A 16,497-nucleotide genomic window follows, 5' to 3' on the forward strand; every position below is an offset into this window, starting at 1 on the left:
AGAAAGTTAAAGATCTTTTCCCAGCGTCCAGCCACCATCGATGACCAGTGTTGAACCTGTGACAAAACGATTCTCCGGGGCGGTCAGATAAAGTGCCGCTGCGGCAACGTCACCTGTCTCACCTAGTACCGGTAAAAACTGGCCACGCTTAATTTTTTCAAGCTGCGAGTCATCGTGGTAATAAGACTCCGTCAGTGGCGTACGAATAACGCCGGGCGCAATCGCATTGACACGAATACCGTGTTTGCCGTATTCGAGTGCCAGTTGTTTCGTCAGGCCGATGACGGCGTGTTTTGATGAGACATAAGCCGTTCGATCAGGCTCGCCCATCAATCCTGAAACGGAGGCCAAATTAACCATATTTCCGGGGCGGTTCTGGTTTACCAACTGTTGGCAAAAAGCACGACCTGCTATAAAACTGGCTGTCACGTTAAGGGCAAAAACGGATTCCCACTGCGCCAGCGTTAAATCCGCGATACTGCAAATTTCACGCGTACCGGCACAGTTAATCAGAACGTTATTAGCCTCGCCGTACTCCAGAGTTTCGAAAAGTGCAGCCAGGCTGACTGAGTCAGTCACGTCCAGCTGATGATGGCGATAGGCTGACGTATCGTTAAATTCCGATGATGAACGATCGATACCCTCAACCTGATAACCTTTGTCCAGGAAAGCCTTGACCAGCGCGCGGCCAATTCCGCTGGATGCCCCCGTGATAATGGCTTTAAGCTTCAGACCGGACATGCTGTCTTCTCCTCGTTTTTCTGAAACGTGATCAGAATGATGTCGCGTTGAGCAGGGCCACTGTTTTCACGTGCGCCAACGGGAGTGACGGCATGAAGTTTGTCGTGATTAACCACTAAGGTGTCAAAAAGCTGTTCCAGACGCAGCACGCGATCAATGCTGCGAGGATGGCTGGCAATCAGACTGTCTCCGCCCAGCATGTTCGGTGAGGCATTAATCATATGCACAAACACCACGTCTTCATCGTCTTTATGCAGCCAGACGGGCGAGCTATAAGCAGGCTCATTTTCCGTGGCCTGATAACGAAAAAAATGAATGCCAATGGTCAGGCTGTCGACAGGGCCAATGCTTTCATAAGCGTCTACTAACGATAAATCATCGTGCAACAGCGTTTGAAACAGACGATTGCGGGTGATCGCTTCAGGCAATAGCGGATAATCGCGAACAATATCACCAGTATCAGGATTAAAAGCTTTTGTTTGTTTATAAGGGTTGAATTTTCCAAAGGTTAATTCGCCCTTTTCATTTTTTTTGCATTGAGCATAACCGCGCCAGCGGTTTCCTGGCGAATAAGGATCAAGAAGTAAATTCTCATAGCCTTTTTTTAATTCTTCCAGCTCATCTAAGAAATCTTCTTTATTCGAAAACTGCATGGCTTCAGTTGAACGATAATAATCACCGGGAATAAAGGCATAGCCTTGCCTGGAGAGATGCGTTGCATATTCCATCGTTTATTTATCTCTGCATTAAAAGGATAGTTTTAAATACATTCCATAAGCTATGTCCAGTAAACCACCTTACGGTCATTCAGTTTTCCAATAAATCGTCCAGCAGTGAGTCGGCTTCCTTCACTTACACTGCTTACGCCGTGTAAGTGACAAGCATTCATAAAGTAAAGATCGCCAGCATTAAGCTGAACAGAAAGGGATTCGGTTTCATTTAACAGATGGGGTGGATAAGGATAACCTGTTCGTGTTACGCCAAGTGTTTCACGGCACACCTGGTCGGGAATGAGATTCCAGATTTTAAGTTGGCCACCACCCTGCGCAGCTTCCAGACAAACATTATAGGCTGTTACAGTTTGAGTATTCGCAATCTCAAAGCCGTCTTCTTTTGCAAAGTCAACCTGTGCCATATCTTCATGTGGCATAAGTGACATCACACCGTTATCAAGCCAGCGACGAAAGGTTGCAAAACAGGCATAGCCGTTTTTGAATCGTGCCGGACCAAAATGAATACCTCGTTCTAAAAATTCTTTTTCCAGCGTCAGGTTGAGGAAAAGTGATTCACTATCTTCTGCGCTGGTTGCTTTCATCAGGTCGGCGACGCTTTGGTTCACACGATTGACCTCATGAATATATTGTTCACCATTACGCGAAAACTGCGTTGCACCGATCTGATTGGTTAAAACAAAGCCATCGTCAGCGCGATTCCCTCCACTTTGGGTGACCCTGTAATCAAAGTTTTTTGCAAGTTTTTCGCACACGGCTTTTGATGCGTAATTACGAATAACATATAAAACATTGCCATGATGATGGCCGTTAAGAATAATGTTTTTAACAATGGAGAAGTTAATAACGCCATCTGTTGATTCCAGATAGCCAAAGTTTGTTTTTTTTGAACCCGTTAATATTGTTTGCGTAGGTTCTAAGGTCAGTAAATCAGTCATAATGTTTCCATGCCATTGAATTTAAGAAATCAAATAAAAAGAGGTGACCAGAGCATTCCGCCTTCCGCCCAAGGTTTATTGTCGCGGCGCTGTTGTTTTAATTCTGAGTTTTTACCCAGGTTACGCTCAAAAATCTCACCATAGTTGCCAATTTTACGTATTATCTCTCTAATAAAGTCAGGTTGTAGACCGAGTTGCGAACACAAATTCACATCGGGATAGAGAAACGTTTTTAAATAACCCTCAGGATTATCACTTTTTTCTAAAATGTTTTTTTGGGTAATACCCAGATTCTCAGCTTCAATCAGTGCGCGCATAACCCATTTTGTCGCAATATACCACTGTGAATCACTGGCGCTAACGGCGGGTGCCATTGCCTCAAGTGAAATGCGATCGTCCAGGATAAGATGTTGGCTGCTGTCTGTTAACTGGTGATGTTCACCCGCTAGCAGATAACCATCCAGACAGTAGATATCACATTCTCCTGATTCGTAGGCTTGCCTCGCTTGCTGCGGAGAGTCAAATAGCAGAATCTCACAGGGCAGGTTAAGTTCATCAAAATAGCGAGTGAGGTTCTCTTCAGTTGTTGAGCCACGCATCGCAGCAATACGACGCTGACGAGTGAACCTGGCTTGTGGCGTTTCTTCAGTGAGGTTACTGCGCGGAGTCATCAGCACTTCCCCATCAAACAACATCGGATGTAGGAAATTAATGCCGTACTCCGCTTCGCGCTGAAAGGTCACGCTAGCGTTAAAGGTGCCAAGATCGATGACGCCATCACGTAGGGCCTGGAAGCGATCAGCCGATTGCAAAGGTATAAAATGGATTTTGCCGCCGTCTCCCAGCACGCTGATAGCCACAGCGCGTGCCAAATCAATATCAAATCCATTCCAGCTGTTGTTGAGGGGATCGCGCTGCGAAAGGCCTTTAAAACCTAAACTCACACCAACATTTAATACGTCATGTTGTTCAATGCGTTTGATTACTGCATGTTCAAACATAGCTAGCCTGTAATTAAAGTATTAAGAATAATAAGGTTTCACGGATGTAAACCTCTGTTGAACATCATACTGTTCAGTGCTAGCTTGGCTAGATAGTTGAGATGCAAAAGAGCTGTGCGTGAAGAACATAAATGAATTAACGGAAGTCTTGCCTGGATTGGTTTTGTTTGTTCAGGTGGTTGAAAGTGGTAGCTTTTCCTCAGCTGCCAGAGCGCTATCCATGACGCCGTCTTCAGTGAGTCGTATGATAGACAGGTTGGAAAAAAGGCTAAATGTTTTACTCTTTACCCGCTCGACGCGCGCGCTCGCTGTGACCGAGGCCGGACAGGAAATATATCACCAGGCTTTATCAGTTATCGCCGCAACTAAATCCCTGTTTTCTCAGGCAGACAGTTACAGCGATGTCCCTAAGGGGTTACTGCGTATTACTGCGCCGACAACGCTTGGGAAGATTTTACTGACGCCGTTCCTGCCTGGTTTTCTGCGACGCTATGCTGAAATCAATATTGAGCTCAATCTCACTGACCATCTGATTAACCTCACGCATGAGTCGTACGACCTGGCATTGCGCGTCACGGATACGCCACCCATCAATATGGTAGCGCGGGCATTAATGCCTGTTGACTATGTTTTAGTATGTGCAGAGCACTACGATCAAAGGCTGCCTGATATGCCGGGCGACCTCAAACAGCATAATATTTTCTTCCCTGACGACGCACAGTTTCGCGGTGAATGGCGTTTCTGGTTAAACGACACGATGGAGAGCGTTACACTCACGCCCCGGCTGATGATAAATAACAGTGATGCCATGATCGATGCGATATTGCAGGGTGTGGGTATTGCGTTAATCCCCACCTTTATTGCAAATGGTTATTTGCTCAACGGGCAGTTACGCCGCGTGTTACCAGACTGGCGGATTGAAAATACGCTCTCAATGACCACTTACGCCATTACCTTACCCAACCGTCTGTTACCACTAAAAACCCGTGTCTTTATCGACGATTTTATGGCCTGGCTTAAAGCGAAATAGCGTGATCGGAAACGATAAAAAACCCGGCCTGAGCCGGGTTGAGTATCTTTAGCGTTATCGGGTATCACACTTCATACAGCGTTTGATGCCGGGTTTCTTTGCAGGCAATCAGTGCAATCAGCGTCAGGAAAGCCATGGAAGCCAGGTACAATCCGACAGCGTACAAGCCATAGTGCGCGTTCAGCCAGGTCGCAATATAGGGCGCAACCGACGCACCTAAAATCGACGACAGATTATAGGAGAAGGATGCGCCGGTATAACGCACTTCCGTCGGGAACAGCTCAGGCAGCAGCGCACCCATCGGGCCAAACGTCAGCCCCATAATGCTCAAGCCCAGCAGCAGGAACGCCATCACCAGCGCCTGAGAGCCGGATCCCAGCATGGCCGGAAACAGGAATGAAAAGCCAATAATCATCAGCGTAATGACGATCATGGTTTTACGGCGACCAAAGCGGTCAGCAAGCAGGCCCGCAATCGGCACCATCACGCCAAATCCAATCACCGCCATCATCAGCATCCACAGCATACTGTTACGGGATATCCCCAGTCCGGCTGGCGCGGCGGCGGTGCCGTAACTCATTGAGTAAACGGTCATGATGTAAAACAGCGTATAGGTGGCAAGCATGATAAAGGTGCCAAGTATCGTTGCCGTCAGATGTTTGCTCAGGAGCGAGGCAATCGGCACACGTACCTGTTTCTTCTCTTTCTGTACTTTGGCGAATACCGGGCTTTCATGCAGCGATACGCGTACGTACAGACCAATCAAGACCAGTACGGCAGACAGAACAAAAGGGACGCGCCAGCCCCATTGCATAAATTGCTCATCGGTCAGCAGCCAGGAGAGCAGTAGAAAGGTGCCGTTGGCAAAGAAAAAGCCAATCGGTGCGCCCAACTGCGGGAAGGAGCCGTACAGCGCCCGCTTTTTGGCAGGTGCATTTTCCGTCGCCAGCAGGGCTGCGCCGCCCCACTCACCGCCCAGGCCCAACCCCTGACCAAAACGCGCCAGCGCCAACAGCAGCGGAGCCAGAACGCCAATGCTCTGGTAGCTGGGTAATAAACCGATAACCACGGTCGAGATCCCCATCGTCAGCAGTGAGGCAACCAAGGTGGCTTTACGGCCTACGCGATCGCCAAAGTGACCAAACAGGGCAGAGCCGATGGGACGGGCGATGAACGCAATCGCAAAGGTGGCCAGCGACTGCAACGTCGCGACGGTCGCATCACCCTGAGGAAAGAAGATATGAGGGAAAACGATGACGGCTGCGGTGGCATAAATATAGAAATCGAAGAATTCGATAGCGGTGCCAACCAGCGAGGCGATAACCACTTTACTTCGTGAGTTTACTGGCGTGGGATCGTTTTGCTGATCGAGCGGTTCTGAGATGGAGGCTTGCATAAATGTTTCTTATTTTTAATGACAGATAGGGAATCTTACGCACCTGTATAACGGCATTCAATGGCGGAAAGCCGCGTGGTTAGCGACGTTGCGCCGGCAAAAGTGGAAAATTTTTGTGATGTGTTAAATGCCGGAGAATGGCAGCGTTAAGTGACGCAAATATGGCGAGATACTCTAAGAAAGCGCTGAAGAAAAGTGACCCCTCAGTTATTCATCCTGTAAGTTGATGAATAAATAACCGGAGGGGGATATTTTACGCTGGTTTAACGCAGTATTGTCATTTGTGAGTGGTTAGCGCGCCTTTTTCCGGCATACGCGGATCGTCTTTGTATTTCGCGGTGGCAATCCATGCGGCGCAAAACAGCGTCAGACGAGCAAAGAAATAAAAGAAGGCCATTAATCCCAATACCGACCCAAATGCGGCACCTGAGGGCGAGGTGGCCAGTTTTGGTAAGGTCAGCGTCATGACAAACTTGATGATTTCGAAACCCACTGCCGCCAGCAGCGTACCGCGCAGCAGCGCCTTCTTACGGGGCTTATGGCGAGGCAAAATCCAGAAAATCCACAGGAACAACAAATAGTTTGCCATTACGGAAATCGAGGTCGCGATAATTGTCAGCGCAGGACGTAACCATTCGATGCCATCCAGACCTAACGCGCTCACGATCATCGCCTGGGCAGAGCCTGCGACAGAGGTTAACGACAGGGTAATGACCAGAGCCAGCATCAATCCTGTCAGCGATAAGAAGTCGCGAATATAGCGTTTCCAGATTTTCTCTTTATCGTCGGGCTGGCGTTCCCAGACGTCACGCGACTGAGCGCGAATCGCTTCCCGCAGGTTGCCCATCCAGTTCAGGCCCGAATATAGCGCCAACAGCAGACCCGTAATCCCCACGGTCGCGCGCTGTTGAATGGCCGTGTTGACGGTATTTTTCAAGGTCGTTGCCAGTGAGGGATCGCTGATGCTGCTGACGATTTTGTTGATGATATCGGTCAGCAGATCCTGATTCGATGCCAGCACAAAACCCACGGCGGCAAAGGACACCATTAAAATCGGGATTAATGATAAAAATGAAAAATAGGTAATGGCTGCGCCAAACTGGCTACCGAGACGATCGTTAAACCGGTCAAGCGCACGAATAAAATGGGCAACGGCGGGTATGGCCTGAAACCAGGTGGCAAAACGTGAAACCCGCACGATCGAACGATCGACAGACTTGTTACCTGTTTTGATATCAATCAGTGGTTTGGGTGACTGTGCGTCTTTTGCGTTGTCCTGTTCGTCTGTCATAGACATTCACTTCCTGTTAAACGTAAAAAACACATTATAGCCTCTCAGGTGACATACTCCTGAAGCACCTGACTTAACCACTCCATAAATACCCGAACGCGACGGGCGACGTTACGGCGATGGGGATAAAGTAAATGAATCGGCATCGGTTTTGCCGGGAAGGCATGCAGCACCTCCACCAACTCACCGCTTTCCAGATATTTGTGAATCCCCACGGTCGGCACCTGGATAATGCCCAGCCCCGCGAGGCAGGCCGCGCGATAGGTTTCGGTGCTGTTGACGGTGACAACCCCGCCGGTGTGCACATAGTGGCACTGCTTGCCATCGAAAAACTCAAAGCCCTGGGCAGGCTGGCCGAGCTGCTGACTGTAATGCACCATGGCATGCTGCGACAGCTCTTCAAGCCGAATCGGCCGGCCAAAACGTGAAAGATAGCCAGGGCTGGCGCAGTTAATTAAGGTGTGGGTGCCGATACGGCGGGCGATGAGGCCCGAATCCTTCAGCTCGCCAACGCGGATCACGCAGTCAAACCCTTCGCGGATAACGTCAACCTGGCGATCGTTGCTGCTGAGCTCGATTTCAACGCCGGGATAATGCTGCAAAAATTCTGGCAGGCGGGGCAGGATCAGATCGGTCGCCATCGCGGCGGACATATCCACCCGTAGCTTACCGCTTAAAGTGGCGGGATCGTGCTGGAACAGGCTATCCATATCACTAATCATCGACAGCAAATCCAGACAGCGGTCGTAATAAACTAAGCCATCCTGGGTAAGTTGCACCCGACGAGTGGTGCGGTGCAAAAGACGCGTTCCCATCTGATTTTCCAGCGCCTGAATTTGTCGCGAGACGCTTCCTTTTGGCAGCCCAAGACTTTCTGCTGCTGCCGTAAAACTGCCCATCTCTGCAACTCTGACGAAAACCTGCATTGCATGAATTTTATCCATATGGCCTGCCGATTGTTGTTGTAAGTGGAACAGTGCTGCTCGTTCTTAAGCGTTTATAGAACAATTACTAAAGAATATCCTCAACCTGTGTTCAATTTTGCAACAGGAAATCAACATGAATCGTAAAATCGTCTTGATCACGGGCGCTAATCGCGGTTTAGGCCGGAATGCAGCGGTAAAACTGGCGGCTAAGGGCCGGGATATCATTCTGACCTACCGCAGTCATCAACATGAAGCGCAGGACGTGGTAAGGGAAATTGAAAGCGCAGGCGGCCGCGCAGTGGCGCTCCAGCTGGATGTCGGCGACCTGAGCCAGTTTGATCGTTTCATGTCTGAAGTGAAAAATGCACTGCAACAGCACTGGCAGCGTGAGACGTTTGATTATTTAGTGAACAATGCCGGCCATGGGCACTATAAACCTTTTATTGAGACCACCGAGGCTGAATTTGATGCGCTGATGAATGTGCATTTCAAGGGGCCTTACTTCCTGACTCAGACGCTATTGCCTGCGATAGCAGACGGCGGGCGCATTCTGAATATCTCCAGCGGATTAACCCGCCTGACGTACCCCGGTTCCGGAACCTATGCCTCAATGAAGGGCGCGATGGAAGTGCTGACGCGCTATCAGGCTAAAGAACTGGGCGAGCGGCGCATTCGCGTTAACATCCTGGCGCCGGGTGCCATTGAGACCGACTTTGGCGGCGGGCGCGTGCGCGATGATAAAACGGTCAATGACACTATCGCCGCATTAACCGCCCTGGGCCGGGTGGGCCTGCCAGACGATATCGGCGATGCCGTTTGCGCCATCCTCAGTGAGGAAACCAGCTGGATCACTGCGCAGCGTATCGAAGCATCGGGTGGTCAGGCGCTGTAATTTTAGGGCGGCTTTGCCGCCCTTGTGCCAGCTTCCGGGTTAGCGCCTGATGGTGCCCTCTATCACCGTCACGGTTTTCCCCCCGATCCAGATCGTATCGCCCTGATATTCCACCGTCACGCGTCCCTGTCGGTTTACCTGAGTACCCTGACGGACACGATAATTTTGCGTCTTGCCCTGAGCGGCGAAGTAACGTGCCAGACAGGCATTGGCGCTGCCGGTGATCGGATCTTCGGTCAGGCTTCCATGCTCAATTATCAGGCCGCGAACCTCGTACTGTTCCGCTTCTCCTGCGGGCAGTGGGCCGAATGGCATAATGCCAGTGACGTTGGCGTGATGGACAAGCCGCTGTAAATCCGCAATATCAGGCTTAATTGCCAGGACCGCATCGGCACTGATCATCGGGATCAGCAGCCAGCGGATGCCCATATCGACCACCACGGCATCCTGCGCGGTATCGAGCGCATGGCTGTTGAGCGCCGCGCTGATAAGCGCATCATGAAACGATGTTAAGGTGGCTTTTGGCGCGGCAAAGGCCAGCGTGCTGTCGTCGGCAATTTTTATCTTCACGTTGCCTACGCCGCATTCCTGAATTATTACCCCCGGCGTTTTTGTCTGGAAGCCCGCTTCCAGTAAAGCATGAGCGGTACCGAGCGTCGGATGGCCGGCAAAGGGCAGTTCGCCCTCTACGGTGAAGATACGCACGCGGTAGTCGGCCTGATTATCCTGCGGCGGCAGGACAAAGGTCGTTTCAGATAAGTTAGTCCAGCGTGCGATGGCCGCCATCTGGCTGTCGTCCAGACCTTGTGCATCCATGATGACGGCCAGGGGATTGCCGTTAAACGCGGCCGAAGTAAATACATCTACTTGTTTAAACGCAACGTGCATTTTGACTCCTTGTGAATGAGGTAAAGATGTTTTTTCTTGCTCCGGCAATTGCTTATGTCAGTTAACAGGGCTATGAATAAGTTAAGCAACTGGATGGAGCCTGCTATGTTAAAAATTCTTGGACGCGCCTCCTCAATCAACGTGCGCAAAGTACTTTGGCTGTGTGACGAACTGGACCTGCTCTACGAACGTGAAGAGTGGGGAGAAGGGTACAAATCCACGCACTCTCCTGAATTTATCGCGCTTAATCCTAACGCCATGATCCCGGTGCTGATTGATGAAGACCTGACGATGTGGGAGTCCAACGCCATTCTACGCTATCTGGCCACCGCCTACGGTGGCGACTGGCTCTATCCCGACAATCCGCGTGCGCGTGCGCCGGTGGATCAGTGGATGGACTGGCAGTCGACGGAACTTAACACCTCATGGCGCTATGCGTTTATGTCACTGGTGCGTAATTCGCCCGCCCATCAGGACCCAAGACTGTTGGCCGCCGCCTGTAAAGGCTGGTCCCACACCATGGGCATCCTCAATCAGCAGCTGGAACATACCGGTCGCTACGTTGCCGGGCGCAACTTCAGTCTGGCGGACATCCCTATTGGGCTGGCCGTTAACCGCTGGTTTGAAACGCCGCTTGACCATCCTGATTTACCGGCCGTGCGGACCTACTACGAACGCCTCACTGAACGGCATGGCTATACCATTTGGGGACGTAATGGCACGCCCTGATCCCGGCCCGGCGGCAGGCCAGCGAGTTCGCAGGCAACCGCCCCCGCGCGGATGATGGCGCGAACATAGCGCTGATCAAATGGATAGCAGCATGAGAGGCGCAATGCATGGTTATAGCGCTCGCTCAGCGAATACAGTGCACCTGGCGTGACACAAATCTGCTCTTTCAACAGACGGGTAAACATCTCTGTGGTATTCACATTGCCGGGCAGTTCGACCCAAAAAACGAAGCCGCCGCGCGGTAACGTAGCCCGGGTACCCTGAGGAAAATGCTGCGCAATCAAACCGCGCGCTTCATCCAGATTGCTGGCATAGCTACGGCGCAGGCTGCGCAGATGGTGGTCGTAACCTCCGTTGGCAAGAAATTCTGCCAGGGTTTCAGACAGCAGGGCCGATTCCGCCATGGATGACACGGCTTTAAGGCGTGCAATGGCATCATGAAAGCGGCCGGCTGCAATCCAGCCGATGCGAAAATCGGGCGCAACGGTTTTCGTGAAACTGGTGCAGTAGAGCACCCAGCCATGCTGATCGAATGACTTCACCGTAGGAGACAGCGGCCAGTCAAACTGCAACTCATCGTAAAGCCCGTCCTCAATCAAAGGAACGTTGTAAGTGTTTACTAACTTTGCGAGCCTTTTCTTGTCGGGCAACGACATTCCAAAGCCCAGCGGGTTCTGCGCAGAGGGCATGGCAACCAGCGCCTGAATACGCTTTTCCTGGAGCAGCATCTCAAGTGCATCCAGCGACAGGCCGCGCTGAGGATCGGTAGGAATCTCCAGTGCCTTCAGGCCCAGCGATGCCAGCAGGGGAAACAGGAAGAAATAGGTGGGGGATTCCAGACCGACACAATCACCCGGCCGGGTCACCGCCCTGAGTGCCAGCTGAAGTGCCTCCATGCAGCCATGGGTAAGGGTGATCTCATCGGCGGCGAGCGACTGGCCACTATGCAAGGCACGTCGCGCAATCTCCTCCCGTAAGCGCTCACTACCCGGCGGAAGCGCGTAGCGACCAATAAGTTGTGGATCGCGACGTAGCAGAGAGGCCGTAATGCGCGCCAGTCTGGCTGACGGAAACAGGTCACTGTCCTGCGGACAGGCCAGCGAAATATTGGTGTAATCCGGATGATTTTGTGCGGCGAAAACCTTATCAATCAAGTCCAGCTTCTCGTTGCCTGGATCGCGAACCACCCGGGAAGAGTGCTGGGCATCTCGCGTCACCACCGGCAGCACGCCGCGCACGTAGTAGCCCGATTGCGGGCGCGCCTCAATCAGACCGCGATTCTCCAGCAGCTGCCAGGCATTCAGCACGGTGTTCACGCTGACTTGATGTGACTGAGCAACGCGCCGGATGGCGGGCAAGCGCTTGCCCGGTTTTAGCGTGCCCTTGTGAATGGCCTCGGCAAAGCTGTCGGCCAGTTGCTGATAAAGTCTGTGCTCGGACTGGGTTTCAGGGGACACAATTGCCTCCGCAAGTAACAGGTACAGTTGGAATCAGTTCTGATTGTACCCATCAAAATAGCGATTTCTTGTCTCTGTTACCATAGCTTTTCTGATCGTAGCATGGTGTTCTCTCTTTCATCAGGAACGCCACTATGCTCGATCCTTCCTTCTTTAGTTATGTCACCGTGATGTCGATTACGCCGGGGCCAAATAATCTGTTGCTCGCCACTTCCGGTGTTAACTTTGGTATGCGCCGGACGTTACCGATGGTGTTTGGCATTTTGATTGGCTGTGCGCTACAAACCGCCATTGCGGGGCTGGCGCTGGAAGTCCTGCTGCACTGGATGGCATCTGTGCGTCTGCCGCTGACGCTGGTGGGATGTGGTTATTTGTTATGGCTGTCATGGAAAATATTTCGGGCGAATGCCCCCGAAGCGCGCGCAAAGCCGCAGCCCATGACCCTGGTGGGTGGGGCCTGTTTTCAGGCTATCAATCCAAAAGCCTGGTTAATGGCCAGCAACGTGGCACTGCTCTACAGCGCCAGCAGTGGCGTGCTGACCGTGATGGGGGCTTTTATGTTGCTCAATCTGCCGTGCATTTTATTGTGGGCTGCACTGGGTGACCGCCTGCGCGGTCACCTGCAAATCAACTGGAAACGCCAGCTGTTTAACAGCCTGATGGCGCTGTCGCTGGTGGCGACCACGATCTGGATGCTGGTCGATGCCTTCAGGCTTCTCTAGTCCGGTGGGCCTGACGCGGTCGTCAAGGGCGACGTTTCGTTCTGGATTTCCGACACATCATCGCCACGAATGCGCACGTAGCGATGATGTTTTGCGAGCTGCCGTGGGTTATTTGCCTATGACATAGGCGGTTTCACGGCCTTCATCGTTGGCAGCCACTGGCGTAACCGGCGTGTATTTGAGCTGCAGGATACGGCTGGTTTCTGCCAGTACTTTTTCAGTCAGCGCCACATCGCCATTCAGCTTACGGCCCCAGGACGGCACCACGGCACGGATTTTATTTTGCCACTCCGGCGACGCCATCTGCTCCGGATAGACCTTATGCAGCAGCTCCAGCATAATCGGCGCGGCGGTCGAGGCACCTGGCGAGGCACCCAGCAGCGCTGAGACAGAGCCGTCTTCGGACGACACCACTTCCGTGCCTAAACGCAGCACTGCGCCTTCTTTCTCATCTTTCTTGATGATTTGCACGCGCTGCCCGGCCGTCACCAGGCGCCAGTCTTCCTGTTTCGCCTGTGGCACATAAGCACGCAGTGCATCCATACGATCGCGGTCACTTTGCAGCACCTGATCCATCAGGTATTTCACCAGATCAAAGCTTTTCAGTCCGACCTTGATCATGGGCATTACGTTGGTGCTGTTGAGTGAGGCAAACATATCCAGCAGCGAGCCCTGCTTCAGGAATTTGGTCGAGAAGGTCGCAAAGGGACCAAACAGCAGCACCTGCTTGCCGTTCAGCACACGCGTATCGACATGGGGCACGGACATCGGTGGCGCGCCCACGCTGGCTTTGCCATAGACTTTCGCCATGTGCTGTTTCACGACGTCTGGATTCTCGGTGACCAGGAAGGAACCGCCAACCGGGAAGCCCGCATAGCCGTTGGCTTCCGGAATGCCGGCCTTCTGCAGCAGCGGCAGCGCCGCACCGCCCGCGCCAATAAAGATCTTTCCAGCCGTCAACGTGCGGCGTGTACCCTCTTTCATGCAGACGAGCGTCACCTGCCAGCGGCCATCATTAAGGCGGGTAATCTCGCGCACTTCCTGATGCATCCGTAAACGGAAGTTGGCTTTTTGCTCCAGTGAAGCAATCAGCTGGCGCGTTACTTCACCGAAATCGACGTCGGTACCCATGTCTGTCCAGGTTGCTGCCACTTTCTGATTCGACGCACGGCCTTTCATGACCAGCGGAATCCACTGTGCGATTTGTTGCGGATCTTCAGAGTAAGCCATGCCGCGGAACAGCGTGCTTTTCTGTAAGGCAGTAAAGCGCTTGCGCAGGAACGCGACATTATCATCGCCCCAGACAAAGCTCATGTGCGGAGTGCTGTGAATAAAGCTTTTCGGCGTATGCAGGTTGCCTTTCTGAACGTGATAAGCCCAGAACTGGCGAGAAATTTGGAATGACTCGTTAATCGCAACGGCTTTGGCGATATCGATACTGCCATCGGCTCGCTGAGGCGTATAGTTCAACTCGGCCAGCGCCGCATGGCCTGTACCCGCGTTGTTCCAGCCATTTGAAGACTCTTCCGCTACGTGTCCCAGCCGCTCCACCATTTCGATGGACCAGTCAGGTTCCAGATCCTGAAGCCAGGTTCCTAACGTAGCACTCATGACGCCTGCGCCAATAAGCAGTACATCAACGTCTTTACGCTCCTGCGCCCTGGTGGTGTCCTTTCCGCTAACACTCATCATGAGCGCAAGATTTACAGCTGATTTGCACATGAGGCGACATCTCCTCTTCTGTTGACCTGAAGCTCAACAGCGTTGCAGGCGAAATAGTCACGCTTCTGATGAGCGCGTTGCGCTATTTCCGGGTTAAGACTCAGGTATGGGTTAAAGCGACGATAACGAGTTAACTCAACGTTATGCTTTGTTGGCCAAATATAACATTCTCGTATCGGATTTAAACATTTGTTTATTTTTTAAATGCAGAAATGATTCAGCATAAGAAATAATCATAATGCCTGGCTGGGTATAAGGGAGATTTTTCTTTTAACTCAGTGAGTTAAGTTAAAATGGATGTTGCGAGATTGCCTCTTTATGGTGCAGGGTGAAAATGTCACCCAAGGGAAGGAATAATTTAAACTTATGAAAAATGGCGTTTATTTAATTTTATTCTTTGAGGTGAATTTTTAATCGTTGGTGTATCTGGCCCATTTGTGTAAAACAAATGTTACATTTTTGTGACCTCAGGAGTTGCCCCATGCAGGATGCCAGCACGGTTGCGACGCCTCAGGAAATACGCGTGACAGCGCAATTTTAAGATTTTCTTCAGAACAGAAAACCGGCCAGGGCCAACCGCCCGGCAGCCCTGTATCCAGGCCGCTTTTGCAGGACAGCGTTGTCACACCTTGAACCAGCGACGCCAGACAAAGCGGATAACAAAAAACTCCAGCGCGCCCAGCACCAGGAACCACAGGCAGAACACCAGGGTGTACAGCTGGCTCAGATCCTGTAAATGAAACAGCTGCTGCAAATGCTGCGCCACCGTCAGGCTAAAAGCCGGTGCGGGTAGCAGCAGGGCAGACAGAAAGCCCAGCAGTAAAATGCCACCGGGAAGGATTAAGGACTCGAAAGGGTTATTCATGAGCAGTGTTCTCTGTTTATCAGCCGGACATTTTCCGGTATTCCGTGCAGAGGTTCAATCATGCTCTGCCGCTACCTGTCATTCCCGGAGGAAAGCTGTCGAGAAAAGGCTTAAATGACATTAACTTAGCGGCATTCATAGCGACTGTTATGAGTTATAGCCTTTGCTATACTTAAATCCCTGATTTTATTGTCTTTTTATATCTATTATCGCGTGATAGACTGCGCGCACTTTTTAAATAACCGAGCAAATTGTGTGATGGATTTAGCATGAAGCCGTGCTTTTTCATCCCAAGTGAACGAATCATGACCTTTATTGCCACGCTTATTCTTGCTTTTGGAATGTCAATGGACGCGTTTGCCGCCGCACTGGGCAAAGGTGCAACCTTGCATCGTCCTGGCCTGAAGGAAGCCGTGCGGACCGGTCTGATTTTCGGTTGTATCGAAGCCCTGACGCCGCTTATCGGTTGGGCGCTGGGCCTGGCAGCCAGCCAGTACGTAGCGGCATGGGATCACTGGATTGCCTTTTTCCTGCTGGCCTTTCTTGGCGCGCGTATGATGATGGAAGGCTTCCGCAAAACAGCCACAGAGCCTTGTGAAGCACCGCAGAGTCACGGCTTCATGGTACTGGCCACCACGGCGGTCGCAACCAGTCTTGATGCCCTGGCCGTCGGGGTTGGACTGGCGTTCCTGCAGGTAAATATCGTGACCACGGCCCTGACTATCGGTGCTGCAACCACCGTAATGGCCACCACCGGCGTGCTGATTGGGCGTTTTATCGGACCGGTGTTGGGCAAATGGGCTGAAGTGCTGGGCGGCCTCGTCCTGATTGCTATTGGGTCAACCATTCTTGCAGAGCACCTGGCCCTGTTTCAGTAACGCAGTTAAAAGTGAATTTTGTGATCTGGTTCAAAATTTATTGATGCTTTAAACAGCAGACGCTATACTTTTGCTGTAGATATTCAACAAATTTTTAACCGGATGATGTATGAAACGTTTTTTTAAGTACGTGTTCCACGCTTATGTCGAAACCTTTAAACACGTACCGCCAGGCGCGCTGAACTAAGCGCCCACCGAATACCCTCGATAGTCGCGGTCAGGGATTGACCGGTGATTATCACCTCGTTATCTCGCCCCCCTTTTGATTGTCCCCTGTCATAACGACAACC

General features: G+C 51.6%; 17 protein-coding genes. 6 read left to right on the forward strand and 11 right to left on the reverse strand.

The window, feature by feature from the left end; all coding sequences use genetic code 11:
* Positions 1 to 6 precede the first annotated feature (6 nt).
* The 4 genes from ACPXSQ_RS19905 to ACPXSQ_RS19920 are packed head-to-tail and all read right to left on the reverse strand — an operon-like array spanning position 7 to position 3,411.
* The gene (locus tag ACPXSQ_RS19905; RefSeq protein ID WP_014604781.1) at positions 7 to 741 is read right to left on the reverse strand and encodes an SDR family NAD(P)-dependent oxidoreductase; all 735 of its coding nucleotides are present in this window, start codon (positions 739 to 741) and stop codon (positions 7 to 9) included.
* Complete coding sequence (gene hilB, locus ACPXSQ_RS19910) at positions 729 to 1,469, reverse strand: 3(1)-hydroxy-L-isoleucine 4-dioxygenase HilB (protein WP_272848864.1); 741 nt, start codon at positions 1,467 to 1,469, stop codon at positions 729 to 731. Before hilB ends, ACPXSQ_RS19905 begins: the two co-directional genes overlap by 13 nt.
* A gap of 50 nt (positions 1,470 to 1,519) precedes the next feature.
* Entirely contained in the window at positions 1,520 to 2,410 is an 891-nt protein-coding gene (hilA, locus tag ACPXSQ_RS19915; protein WP_014594863.1) for an L-isoleucine 3(1)-dioxygenase, read from the reverse strand.
* 29 nt (positions 2,411 to 2,439) lie between these two features.
* On the reverse strand, positions 2,440 to 3,411 hold the full coding sequence (locus ACPXSQ_RS19920) for an amino acid ABC transporter substrate-binding protein (RefSeq protein ID WP_014594862.1): 972 nt from the start codon (positions 3,409 to 3,411) through the stop codon (positions 2,440 to 2,442).
* Between the two features lie 118 nt (positions 3,412 to 3,529).
* Between ACPXSQ_RS19920 and ACPXSQ_RS19925 the strand changes: the two genes are divergently transcribed.
* Entirely contained in the window at positions 3,530 to 4,441 is a 912-nt protein-coding gene (locus ACPXSQ_RS19925; protein ID WP_013027653.1) for a LysR family transcriptional regulator, read from the forward strand.
* Between the two features lie 64 nt (positions 4,442 to 4,505).
* Here the strand turns inward: ACPXSQ_RS19925 and ACPXSQ_RS19930 are convergent, their stop codons facing one another.
* The 3 genes from ACPXSQ_RS19930 to ACPXSQ_RS19940 all read right to left on the reverse strand — a co-directional run bounded on the left by ACPXSQ_RS19930 (position 4,506) and on the right by ACPXSQ_RS19940 (position 8,072).
* A complete protein-coding gene (locus ACPXSQ_RS19930) occupies positions 4,506 to 5,837 on the reverse strand; it encodes an MFS transporter (protein WP_013027652.1) in 1,332 nt (443 codons plus the stop codon).
* A gap of 277 nt (positions 5,838 to 6,114) precedes the next feature.
* Positions 6,115 to 7,134 carry an inner membrane protein YhjD gene (yhjD, locus tag ACPXSQ_RS19935; RefSeq protein WP_014594860.1) on the reverse strand — a complete coding sequence of 340 codons (1,020 nt, stop codon included), beginning with the start codon at positions 7,132 to 7,134 and terminating at the stop codon, positions 6,115 to 6,117.
* 38 nt (positions 7,135 to 7,172) lie between these two features.
* Positions 7,173 to 8,072: a LysR family transcriptional regulator gene (locus ACPXSQ_RS19940; RefSeq protein ID WP_013027650.1), complete on the reverse strand. Its 900-nt coding sequence runs from the start codon at positions 8,070 to 8,072 to the stop codon at positions 7,173 to 7,175.
* 115 nt (positions 8,073 to 8,187) lie between these two features.
* On the opposite strand from ACPXSQ_RS19940, the gene ACPXSQ_RS19945 reads away from it, so the two are divergent.
* On the forward strand, positions 8,188 to 8,946 hold the full coding sequence (locus tag ACPXSQ_RS19945) for an SDR family NAD(P)-dependent oxidoreductase (RefSeq protein WP_014594859.1): 759 nt from the start codon (positions 8,188 to 8,190) through the stop codon (positions 8,944 to 8,946).
* A 39-nt stretch (positions 8,947 to 8,985) separates the two neighbouring features.
* Here the strand turns inward: ACPXSQ_RS19945 and ACPXSQ_RS19950 are convergent, their stop codons facing one another.
* Positions 8,986 to 9,834, reverse strand: a complete 849-nt coding sequence (locus ACPXSQ_RS19950; protein WP_426144252.1) for a PhzF family phenazine biosynthesis protein — start codon at positions 9,832 to 9,834, stop codon at positions 8,986 to 8,988.
* Between the two features lie 105 nt (positions 9,835 to 9,939).
* Between ACPXSQ_RS19950 and ACPXSQ_RS19955 the strand changes: the two genes are divergently transcribed.
* Positions 9,940 to 10,563 carry a glutathione S-transferase family protein gene (locus tag ACPXSQ_RS19955; protein ID WP_014604785.1) on the forward strand — a complete coding sequence of 208 codons (624 nt, stop codon included), beginning with the start codon at positions 9,940 to 9,942 and terminating at the stop codon, positions 10,561 to 10,563.
* On the opposite strand, the gene ACPXSQ_RS19960 is transcribed toward ACPXSQ_RS19955, so the two are convergent.
* Positions 10,530 to 12,020 carry a PLP-dependent aminotransferase family protein gene (locus ACPXSQ_RS19960; protein WP_064411843.1) on the reverse strand — a complete coding sequence of 497 codons (1,491 nt, stop codon included), beginning with the start codon at positions 12,018 to 12,020 and terminating at the stop codon, positions 10,530 to 10,532. The genes ACPXSQ_RS19955 and ACPXSQ_RS19960 overlap by 34 nt on opposite strands.
* 134 nt (positions 12,021 to 12,154) lie before the next feature.
* On the opposite strand from ACPXSQ_RS19960, the gene ACPXSQ_RS19965 reads away from it, so the two are divergent.
* Positions 12,155 to 12,742 carry a LysE family translocator gene (locus ACPXSQ_RS19965; RefSeq protein WP_013027645.1) on the forward strand — a complete coding sequence of 196 codons (588 nt, stop codon included), beginning with the start codon at positions 12,155 to 12,157 and terminating at the stop codon, positions 12,740 to 12,742.
* A gap of 108 nt (positions 12,743 to 12,850) precedes the next feature.
* On the opposite strand, the gene mqo is transcribed toward ACPXSQ_RS19965, so the two are convergent.
* Positions 12,851 to 14,464, reverse strand: a complete 1,614-nt coding sequence (gene mqo / locus ACPXSQ_RS19970) for a malate dehydrogenase (quinone) (RefSeq protein WP_014594855.1) — start codon at positions 14,462 to 14,464, stop codon at positions 12,851 to 12,853.
* Positions 14,465 to 15,086: 622 nt separating this feature from the next.
* The gene (locus ACPXSQ_RS19975) at positions 15,087 to 15,329 is read right to left on the reverse strand and encodes a DUF1158 family protein (protein ID WP_013027643.1); all 243 of its coding nucleotides are present in this window, start codon (positions 15,327 to 15,329) and stop codon (positions 15,087 to 15,089) included.
* Positions 15,330 to 15,634: 305 nt separating this feature from the next.
* Between ACPXSQ_RS19975 and mntP the strand changes: the two genes are divergently transcribed.
* Together mntP and azuC are read left to right on the forward strand one after the other, a co-directional pair.
* Positions 15,635 to 16,207 (forward strand): manganese efflux pump MntP, encoded by a 573-nt coding sequence (mntP, locus tag ACPXSQ_RS19980; protein ID WP_024472222.1) that lies wholly within the window; start codon positions 15,635 to 15,637, stop codon positions 16,205 to 16,207.
* Positions 16,208 to 16,316: 109 nt separating this feature from the next.
* Complete coding sequence (gene azuC, locus ACPXSQ_RS19985; RefSeq protein ID WP_112900613.1) at positions 16,317 to 16,394, forward strand: stress response protein AzuC; 78 nt, start codon at positions 16,317 to 16,319, stop codon at positions 16,392 to 16,394.
* Positions 16,395 to 16,497: the final 103 nt, after the last annotated feature.

This window comes from Pantoea sp. EEL5 (assembly GCF_049892805.1).
GTDB classification, from domain to species: domain Bacteria; phylum Pseudomonadota; class Gammaproteobacteria; order Enterobacterales; family Enterobacteriaceae; genus Pantoea; species Pantoea ananatis.